This is a genomic window from Terriglobus sp. YAF25, from assembly GCF_052113305.1.
GTDB lineage: Bacteria > Acidobacteriota > Terriglobia > Terriglobales > Acidobacteriaceae > Terriglobus.
Genome location: NZ_JBFRCY010000372.1, coordinates 1 through 8,295, shown reverse-complemented (window position 1 = coordinate 8,295; position 8,295 = coordinate 1). Strand labels below are relative to the sequence as shown.

Sequence of the window (8,295 nt, the reverse complement as noted above, 5' to 3'; positions counted from 1 at the left end):
GATCACACCAGGGTTGAGGGAGTTGACGCGGATTTTGCGGGGTCCAAGTTCTTTGGATAGTACCTTGGTGATGGCGTCTACGGCTGCCTTGCTAGCGGAAGAAATCACCGATTTGGCTGGCGCGACCGTATTTACCCTTGATCCGATATTGATGATGCTGCCGCCTTCAGTAGGAAAGAGAGGGAGCGCAGCCTTCGTCGTCAAGAGCAGCCCCAGGACGTTAAGGTTATGCTCGCGATGATATTTCTCGGCGGTGACGTCTTCGAGCGGTCCAAAGGCGTAAATGCCCGCGTTGTTCACCAGAATGTCCACCTTGCCGTATATCTCTTTCGTCTTCGCGAATAGCTCAGCGATCTCTCGCTCGTTAGATACGTCGGCACCGATCGCAACTGCACTACCACCAGCCGCGACGATTTGTGAAACCACCCTATCCGCGCCATCCTTGCTGGTGTGATAGTTCACTATGACCGAAGCGCCTTCCGCTGCGAGCCTCACGGCAATGGCAGTTCCGATACCCTTCGATGCCCCAGTCACGACGGCGACTTTGTTAGCAAGTTTCATTTCTCTCCCTCTCTTTTATCCGCTCACTCCATACCGGAGTGCTCCGGAGTTGTACGAGTGAATGCAGTTCTGCCGTCCTTGAGTGCAATCACGCAACCAATCAGAATCCATTGATTCGACGGGCGTTTAGGTATTTGCGACGAGCCGCCTTTTCAGCATTAGCTGAAACTTCGGCGTCAAGCCTCGGCGCTTTGCGAACTGGTTGGGTAGTCCTGAAGCGAGAGAGTCTGGGGGTATGCAAACACAACAGAGCTTTGAGATGAATAGCGCCTTAGAGGGGTAGATCCGGAAGTGCGAGACGCCGATAGGTGCGAGTAACGTTATGCGGTCTTGAAACCGTGCCGGTTGATTCCCAGTTTTCTTAGTTTCGACTCAAGGGTCTGCCGTGGTATGCCAAGCTTGGTGGCCGCGCCCCTGGGACCTCCGATGACTCCTTCGGCTTCCCGCAGTGCAGCTTCGAGCATTTCTCTTTCGCGCTCCACGAGACTTGCCACGAGTGGGACGGATGTCGATAGTGGTTTCGGGGCCACTCGCGAAAGCCAGGCTTCCTCTACCCAGAAAGTGTCTCCGTCGCATAGGATCACTGCCCGCTCGATCACATTCTGCAGTTCGCGAATATTGCCTGGCCAGTCATAAGCCTGGAACAACTCAAGGGTTTTCTTGTTGATGTTCCGGAACTTCTTTCCCACTTTTGTTCCGTATCGGTCGATCAGGTATTCAACCAGCAAGGAAATGTCGTCCGGCCTGTCGCGCAATGGCGGTATTTGAATGGGAAAGACGTTGAGCCTGTAGTACAAATCTTGTCGGAAAATGCCTTCTGCAACCGCTGCGCTCATATTCCGGTTAGTGGCCGCCAGAACTCGGACATCGACCGCAACCGTTTGACTGCCTCCAATGCGTTCAAACTCCCGCTCTTGAAGAACCCTTAACAAAGCAACCTGAGTTTCGGCTGGAAGTTCGCCGACTTCGTCCAGGAATATCGTTCCTCCGTCCGCCAACTCAAATCTCCCAAGTCGTCGCTGCAAGGCTCCAGTGAATGCACCCCGTTCATGACCGAACAGCTCCGACGCGATCAGATCACGAGGCATGGCGGCACAGTTCACGCGAATGAAAGCACGGTTTGCACGCTTAGACCCCCTATGGATTGCGCGCGCAATCAGTTCCTTGCCCGTCCCGGTCTCACCCAGGATGAGAACCGTAGAATCCGTGGGGGCAACTTTCGAGACCAGTCCCAGCACCGCACTCAATGCGTCAGAAGAGCCCACAATTTCTTCAAACATCGAAGATCGTTCGATCTCCTCTYGCAGCGCCACATTCTCATTTCGCACTCTGTCTTCGGCTTGTTTGCGATCTTCGATGTCTGTACCAGTCGTATACCAGCGAACTACCTTTCCCTGCTCGTCCAGAAGCGGGTTGTAGCGATGCAAGAACCAGCGATACTTGCCGTCCTTGCGGAGAAAACGTTGCTCATTCTCAAATGGAACGCCTTTCCTGAGCGCTTCTGCCCGTTCCTTCTCGACTCTCTCGATATCTTCCGGATGAAAGGCGCGCGCGCGGAACGTCTCAGCTCGAACATCCTCCAGGCTCAGACCGCAGTAGTCGAGCGCCAATCGATTCGCATAGACAATGCGGCCATCTGGTTGCATCACGACGATGATGTGGGGGATGGCGTCCGTAATCAGGCGAAATTCCTGTTCGTCCCGGCGGAGTTGTTCTTGCGACTTCTTGATCTCTTCTAGAGCACTCACCAGTGCGGCCTGAGTTCGTCCCCTCTCAATTGCAATCAGCGCGACGTGTACRGCTCCTTCAATCAACTGGATGTCGTCGGGCGTGGGAGTTCGTGGCTCAGAAGAGTAGATACAAAAGGTGCCGAGAACCTCATCATCTTTCGAGAGAATGGGCTGCGACCATGCCGAACGGAGACCACAACGCAAAGCGACATCCCGCAGCCCAGCCCATAAGGGATCTGTGGCTATATCCGAAGCAATCACCCGCTCTTTTAGAAATGCGGCGGTGCCGCAAGAGCCCACGCAGGGACCGATCGTGACAGGATTGATGAACTCCGCCCACTCCTTGGGGACTCGGGCACCTGCTCCGAATCGAAGCCGCTTGCCATCCGGTTCCATCAGCAAAATGGACGAGATGAAGTCGGAGGACTCGGCGTCAAAGCGGGCGCACAAGCTTTCCATAATCTCCGCGACGCTGGCTCCGTCGGTGATCATTTCCAACGCGCGTTTTTCCGTCAACAGGAGTGATTGAGCCCGTTTGAGGTCCCTGAGTTCGCGCTCTAAACTGTTATGCGCTTGAGGCCGAGTGGAAGGATCGCTTTCTTCTGTCCGGAGTGCATTGGATTCACCAGCGCCGTTGCTGATGGGCGAAGAATCTGTTTCACAGCCAGGCTCCAACGAATTCATAGACTCTCCAGGGCATGGTTAGATTCCCGGCGGGAACACTTCGATACAAGATGTTTTCCGCTACGCCTATACCGTGCTCCTTATCGTACGCGTTAGCGGAGCGTTCCAGGAGATAGCAAAGCCACTCAGTCAAAGCCGAGGTTTCAGCGAACGCTGATAATGCGGCACGGTTTCCGCTTCTAAGTGCTTTCAATTCAGCCGGGCTGATTGGCCCTCACATTGCAATCTATACGCTCGTCGAACGCCACAAGGGGGCAGATGACGCTAAAGATCGAAACACACTTTGACGGAAACAAACTGACACTAAGGCTGAGCGGCCGAATGAAAGAAGAGTGTCTGGAAGATTTGCAGGCTCTCCTCGATAACGCGAGCCCCGAGGCAGTTTTGAACCTGGGCGATGTGAGTTTGGTCGGCGTGGAAGTGGTCCGATTTCTCGCAAACTGCGAAAACGCGGGCGTCGAACTCGTCGACTGTTCCCCCTACATTCGAGATTGGATCAACAGAGAGCGCAACAAGATGAAAAAGACGACGGACTGAGAAAGGAGAGCAAAGCCAGTAAGTCAAGTTCGCAAGAATTCCCTGGTAGATCGTAGCCCGACCGCTCCAGTAAGCGTGTCGCACCCGAGATGGACCAGTAAATCAAATTCTGCCAGGCTGCGCTTTTGGTTAGCCTGCAAGGTTTCACGAAGAGAATGCCGATGAATGTACTAGGAAAGATATACGTCGTAGCACTCCTGGCGCTCAGTTGCGCCTCAACGTTAATTCTCTCGACAAATGCCGTTACTCAGGTTGAGCCTAAGACGCCTGTCACGAATGTGTTGCTTGTGCATGGCGCGTGGGTGGACGGGTCCAGTTGGGCAAAGGTTATTCCTGAGCTTGAGAGCAAGGGACTGAATGTCGTCTCGGTTCAGATTCCGCTCACCTCACTCGCGGACGATGTTGCCGCAACGAAGCGGGCCATTGCTCTTGCGGATGGTCCCGTGCTGTTGATCGGTCACTCCTACGGGGGAGTTGTCATCACCGAAGCGGGTAATGACCCAAAGGTCAGAGGACTCGTATACATTGCTGCCTTTGCGCCAGATGCCGGAGAATCCGCAGTCACTCTATTAAAGAGTGTTCCGCCGTCCCCGGTGGGCGCCGAACTCAGACCCGACGCGTCTGGATTTCTCAAGCTTACGGAAAAGGGCATCGGCGAAGACTTTGCAGAGGAACTTCCGGCAATCGAGAAGCAAATCCTGTTTGCAACGCAGATCCCCAGGTCCGTAAACGCTCTTGGGGCGCCTGTCAGCCAGGCGGCGTGGAAAACGAAACCTTCCTGGTTCGCAATGCGTCATCAATCTTCCAGGAGAAGCGACTTATGACCGATGAAATCCTTACCGAATCAAGCTGCACTGCCACCATTAACGCGCCTATCGAGTTCGTCGATATACCGACATGGCTCTTCAATCTTCCTGATGCTGAATATCAAAGGTGCTCCCCGGCCCACATCGCCGCCGCTGCGACCAGAACGGACGATGGCCGAAGAATGTCGATCAACGTTGAGACGATCGGCGGAGAACTCATGGTGCAACACTACGTCGAAGACATCGGAGAAAAGCACCATTGCCGTGTGCTCTCGAAGTCCGACCTGCTGACGCCCAGCGGGTGGACGACCACGAACGTTCTGTGGGAACTGAGTGTAAAAGCCATCGACGCAGAAACCTGCGAGTTGACCAACCATGTTATCGGCAGCACGACTCCAGAACTTCTCAAGGCCCTGGGTAAACGAGGTGTGCCGCTCGAAATGGCCAAGGCATCGAGAGGAAACGCCACTACTGCTCACAATGCACAGGAAACCCCACTGTTCGCCTTAAGTATCGAGAAGAAAGCGCTCGCGGCGAAGGCCAGGGCTGTCAAGAGCTAGCCGCCCTCATGGCTGAGCAGTTCGTTGCTCAGCTTCATCTCATCGCGCCTTCACACTTGAAGGCGCCAACTCTTCCTTCAAAGGAGCAGCCTTATGACAACAGCAATCTATGAAAAGACGAACACCGCGCTCTTGATCGTCGATCCGTATAACGACTTTATGAGCGAAGGCGGCAAGTTGTATGCGGCCACCAAACCTACAGCCGATTCTGTCGGCTTCTACCAGAACATGCGAAAGTTGATTCCCGCAGTTCGCGCTGCCGGGATTCGAGTATTCATTGTGCCGCATCACCGTTCCAGGCCGGATGATTTCGACAACTGGCTCAATGTCAACCCAGTGCAAATGGACACCAAGAACAGGATGTGCTTTGCTGTCGATACATGGGGCGGAGAGTGGCACCCGGAGTTTGGGCCTAAGCCAGGTGACGTCGTGGTTCACGAGCATTGGGCGCAGAATGGCTTCGCCAATACCGATCTCGACGAACTGCTCAAACAGCATGGAATGCGGAAGCTGGTTTTGGTTGGCTTCATAGCTAATTCCTGCGTCGAAGCGACAGCGCGATTCGGCATGGAACTGGGCTATCACGTCACCCTGATCAAAGACGCAACGGCTGCCTTCAACCCTGAGGGCATGACCGCCGCACGGGTGAATGCGAAGTTGTTTGCCCATGCGGAATTGACGACGGACGAGTTGCTAGCCGCTCTGCCTGAGTCGAAAGCGACTCCAAGCCCGCTTCCAGTCGCGTAGCAGGTCAACAATCCACTCCTAACACTCACAAAGGTAAGAACTGAGGCACCCCGTCATGTCAACGCTACTGAAAGTCGACGTCAGCTCGCGCGGCAACTTGTCCATCTCTCGGAGACTCAGTTCTCTGTTCCTCGAACAATGGAGAGAGGCTCATGCCGATTGTGTGGTAATCGAGCGCGATATCGCCACGACCAACCTCCCGTTTCTGGAGTTTCCGTGGATAGCTGCCAATCTCACCAGATCGTCAGCTCGAACCGAGGAGCAGAAAGCTCTTCTCGTGCCGAGCGATGAGTTGATCGCAGAACTCCAGAAGGCAGATGAATATGTGATCGCTACACCGATGTATAACTTCGGGATTCCAGCAAAACTGAAGGCGTACGTGGATCACATTGTTCGTAGTGGACTGACATTCACCATGAATGCAGATGGCAGTTATACAGGACTTCTGAGCGGCAAGAAGGCCACCGTCATCATAGCGAGCGCGGGCGAATACGGCCCCGACGTTCCTGCAGAAGGACTCGATACCTTGAAGCCTTATCTGCGGGAGATTCTAGGGTTCATCGGGGTGACGGACGTCACATTCATTCAATCCGGTTCCACTTGGAAAGTGGACAGTGGATCTCAACAAGCAGAGGAGCACATCGCGCCCTTGATAGCCGCGGTCAAACTTGCAGCCGGCGGATAAGCCGTCGATAACTCGCACCCTCCGTCGGCTCCAAGGTTGCAAATGTTGCAGCCTTGGAGTACACACCCAAGGGATCGTCAAGCCGCGAACGACGATGCGGTTAACGCAATTCATCGACAACAAGCACTTAGAAAGGACTCAATGGCTACCGCCAAAGAACTCCTGCTTGCATACATGGACCTGATAAGAAACCCCGACGAGGCAATCTCCCTCTTCGCTGAGGACGCCGCCATTGAGATTCCATACCTGGTTGAAGTAGGCCTGCCGGGGCAATTCAAGGGACACGAGGAGATTCTGAATTTCCTCAGACAGATCAATGCGCTTTTCCCAGATGTGGCTTTCATGAAGGTGCAGTTCTTCATGGAATCACCGAATCAAGTGGTGAGCGAATATGAGGTCCATTGCTCAGCGCCATCGACTAAAAGGCAGTATCACCAGTTGTTTTTCGGAAGGCTTGTGGCAGAGAGTGGCAAGATCAAGCTACTGCGCGAGGCACTCAACATCATCAGTGCGGCGCAAACCATTCTTCCCAATGGTCTGTCAGATGTCGCAGTTCAGCGAAGCGCCTCGCTGAAAGTGGCGGAGGAGACACAATGATTCGTGCGGAGGAATTGAAGAAGGTACCGATCTTTGCTTGCCTGACAGATGGGCAGCGCGAGCGTATCGCACAAAATGCGGCCGACCTGCGCGTCCAAAAGGGAGAGTGGCTCATCCGCGAAGGCGAGGTTCCTTCGTTCTTTGTCCTGCTTGAGGGAGTTCTCGAAGTGGAGAAGGAGTATGGCGGAACGAGTCAGGTGAGGGGACGTTACCAGCCTGGGGACTTTTACGGCGAGACCCCAATTCTGCTCGACTCACCAACCATCGCGTCGCTACGTGCGCACGCTCCTTCCCGCGTTCTTCGCATGGACCGGATGCAGTTCAAAGAGCTTCTCGACTCATCGGCGGAGTGTGCCAGTACCATCGTRCATACCATGACCCAGCGCATCACCGCGATCCGCGAGTACACGCAGGACAATAATCCCTTCCGGGTGTTGATAGTGGGTTCGCAATACGACGGCGAATGTCGGAACATTCGGACGTTCTTGTCTCTCAACCGGATTCCTTATGAATGGGTGGACAACGAACGCGATCCAGATCGCGTGCCGTTGTGCGTGATTTCTGACCCTTCAGGTCCATTCGTTCTGGTAGACGACTCTGCGATAGTCAGCCGACCGCTCACGACTCGCAAGGTTGCCGAGGCGCTTGGCCTTCACACAAATCCTAGAAAGAAATCGTATGACGTGGTTGTGATTGGAGGGGGGCCCGCGGGTCTTGCGGCCGCAGTCTATGGAGCATCGGAAGGATTGAGCGTTCTCTTAGTTGAAAAGACCGCTGCCGGCGGTCAGGCGTGCACCTCATCCCGTATCGAGAACTACCTCGGTTTTCCGAACGGCATCTCCGGTGAGGAGTTGGGCGCGCGAGCCGTGAAGCAGGCTGCTCGCTTTGGCGCGGAGATGGTGGTGACCCGCAAGGTTGTGACAATTGAGCCCACGTCCGACGGCTATTGCGTAGAACTCGATGGCGGAAGTCGATTGCAGACAAAAACCGTAATCCTGGCAACCGGAGTGGACTGGCGCAAACTCAATATTGAGGGAATCGATCGGCTCCAGGGAAAAGGCGTGGTGTACGGAGCCTCTCGCATGGATGCGCCATCCGTCGTCGGGAAAGACATATTCATTGTCGGAGGAGGCAACTCCGCCGGCCAGGCGGCCGTGTATTTTTCGAGCTATGCGGCGTCCGTGACGGTGCTCGTGCGCGGGGAGGGACTTGCACAGACAATGTCACACTACTTGATTGCCCAGCTGGATCAACGACACAACATAACAGTGGAAGCTTACACGGAGGTTGTGTCCGTCGACGGAGAAAACTCTCTCCAGTCGATCCATACTTCAATAAGCGGCGCGCCTCCCCTTGAACGCAGCGCGGACGCCCTTTTTGTCATGATC

9 protein-coding genes are annotated in these 8,295 nt (G+C 54.7%); 7 read left to right on the top strand and 2 right to left on the bottom strand.

Going from position 1 to position 8,295, the window contains the following annotated elements:
- Together AB4043_RS15845 and AB4043_RS15840 are read right to left on the bottom strand one after the other, a co-directional pair.
- Nucleotides 1–561, bottom strand: a 561-nt coding sequence (locus AB4043_RS15845) for an SDR family NAD(P)-dependent oxidoreductase (RefSeq protein ID WP_442307482.1), incomplete at its 3' end; no start/stop codon positions are given.
- A gap of 320 nt (nucleotides 562–881) precedes the next feature.
- Entirely contained in the window at nucleotides 882–2,975 is a 2,094-nt protein-coding gene (locus AB4043_RS15840) for a sigma-54-dependent Fis family transcriptional regulator (protein ID WP_442307481.1), read from the bottom strand.
- A gap of 258 nt (nucleotides 2,976–3,233) precedes the next feature.
- Here AB4043_RS15840 and AB4043_RS15835 point away from each other — a divergent pair, with 258 nt between their 5' ends.
- From AB4043_RS15835 to AB4043_RS15805, 7 genes are all read left to right on the top strand, one after another.
- Nucleotides 3,234–3,512, top strand: a complete 279-nt coding sequence (locus AB4043_RS15835) for a hypothetical protein (protein WP_442300046.1) — start codon at nucleotides 3,234–3,236, stop codon at nucleotides 3,510–3,512.
- A 161-nt stretch (nucleotides 3,513–3,673) separates the two neighbouring features.
- On the top strand, nucleotides 3,674–4,336 hold the full coding sequence (locus AB4043_RS15830) for an esterase/lipase family protein (RefSeq protein WP_442307480.1): 663 nt from the start codon (nucleotides 3,674–3,676) through the stop codon (nucleotides 4,334–4,336).
- A complete protein-coding gene (locus AB4043_RS15825; RefSeq protein WP_442300044.1) occupies nucleotides 4,333–4,878 on the top strand; it encodes a hypothetical protein in 546 nt (181 codons plus the stop codon). Before AB4043_RS15830 ends, AB4043_RS15825 begins: the two co-directional genes overlap by 4 nt.
- A 93-nt stretch (nucleotides 4,879–4,971) precedes the next feature.
- The gene (locus tag AB4043_RS15820) at nucleotides 4,972–5,625 is read left to right on the top strand and encodes an isochorismatase family cysteine hydrolase (RefSeq protein WP_442300043.1); all 654 of its coding nucleotides are present in this window, start codon (nucleotides 4,972–4,974) and stop codon (nucleotides 5,623–5,625) included.
- A gap of 55 nt (nucleotides 5,626–5,680) precedes the next feature.
- Nucleotides 5,681–6,310, top strand: coding sequence for an FMN-dependent NADH-azoreductase (locus AB4043_RS15815; RefSeq protein WP_442300042.1), 630 nt, complete (start codon nucleotides 5,681–5,683; stop codon nucleotides 6,308–6,310).
- A 42-nt stretch (nucleotides 6,311–6,352) separates the two neighbouring features.
- Nucleotides 6,353–6,907 carry a nuclear transport factor 2 family protein gene (locus AB4043_RS15810; RefSeq protein ID WP_442307479.1) on the top strand — a complete coding sequence of 185 codons (555 nt, stop codon included), beginning with the start codon at nucleotides 6,353–6,355 and terminating at the stop codon, nucleotides 6,905–6,907.
- Nucleotides 6,904–8,295 (top strand): FAD-dependent oxidoreductase (locus AB4043_RS15805; protein ID WP_442307478.1); only part of this gene is annotated, 1,392 nt, incomplete at its 3' end. The genes AB4043_RS15810 and AB4043_RS15805, both read left to right, overlap by 4 nt.